This window comes from Helicobacter bizzozeronii (assembly GCF_900196775.1).
In the GTDB taxonomy this organism is placed as follows: domain Bacteria; phylum Campylobacterota; class Campylobacteria; order Campylobacterales; family Helicobacteraceae; genus Helicobacter; species Helicobacter bizzozeronii.
This window is the reverse complement of the sequence record NZ_FZLB01000103.1, coordinates 1-1,304: the sequence shown is the minus strand read 5'-3', so window position 1 is coordinate 1,304 and position 1,304 is coordinate 1. Positions and strand designations below refer to the sequence as shown.

Genomic DNA, 1,304 nt, shown 5'->3' with positions numbered 1-1,304 from the left:
TGTAATTGCCCTTGGTGCAAGATGCCCAAACAAGAGTGGTAAGGGAATTCATTAGGAGGGGAGTCTCTTATCCATATCTCTAAGATGAAGGTATAGACATCTTGTCCTTGCTTGAGGGTTTTGGTATCGGAGATATAGCCTTGAGAGAGATCGCGTGGGTTGTAATTTTTAGGCAAGTTTTTATCTCGCCCTTGCAGGTAGGCTGTGAGCCATTGGCGCACATCCCTATGCGCTTCCCTAATTTCAGGGGACTGCCACTTGCCATTTTTATCCATCAAATCATCTTGGGCGGCTTGCCTTGAGAATTGATACATGGGAGGGTAGTCCTGTGTGTTTAAAATGAGCTTGTGGTATTTTTGGGGATCGGTATAGAAAAAGTTTTTAAAAATAGGGGTGTATTGGGGGTTAGCAAAGAGCAGGGCACTAATTTGTCTAAACGCATTAGCATAGGCATCTTCCATGCAATTGCTAACTTCCATAGGGTAGTAACCGGGTGGAGGAGGGGGGTCTTCAGGGCTCTCTTGTGGCCAATTCTCTAAGTTTGCCTCTGTCTCTTTGATACATTCCTTGCTCCTTTGACGGATTGCTTTTAAAGAGATTTGGCGCACCTTTTGGCGATCTTGTGGGCTCACCCCTGCGCGCACTTGGTGGTAAAAATCGCTGTAAAAGCGATTGAGAATAGCTAGATCAATATCTCCTGAATCCCGAGCATTGCCATAGATGTCGCATATCACCTTATCTTGCAACGCCTCATCTTTGATCAAATCCCCCGGGCAAGTGTCTGCTCTGGGTCCAACATATTCCTCATAGATGGCTAAGTTAAGATTGAAAGCCTAGATGGGGTTTAAAAGGGCAATGAGCAAATAGAGAGTGGAGAGGAGTGATTTTAGTGTCGCAACACTGGGAGGTGTAGAGTTAAAAACATTTAGCATAAGAGACACCCTTAAGTCTTGGCAAATTTTGAAAGATGCTTTTCTTACAATTTAAGCCCATGATAGCATACTGACCTTTTAACGAGCTGTTCAAACAGACATGTTAGACTTGGGGGTCGTAACTCCATATTGAAGGGGGTTTATGCGTATTAATGCGTTGCCCAACACCTACTTTACAGACAAGCAGTCTTTGGGCTAGAACATTAAGAATTGCAATTATAATTATTGCGTGTTATAATGCCCCAAAACCACTAGGAAGCCCCATGCGCAAATTCCTCTGTATGCTCGCTCCCATAACAACTTGTAGTGCCCAATGGTTTGGGTCTCTAGGGCTCACCATCGGCGCACAGATATGGCATGGAAAAATCTTCA

General features: G+C 44.3%; 1 protein-coding gene. It reads right to left on the bottom strand.

What is annotated here, in order from left to right:
- The coding region (locus C5684_RS08695; protein ID WP_158650242.1) for a hypothetical protein at nt 1–746 on the bottom strand (746 nt) is incomplete at its 3' end.
- Between the last annotated feature and the right edge of the window lie 558 nt (nt 747–1,304).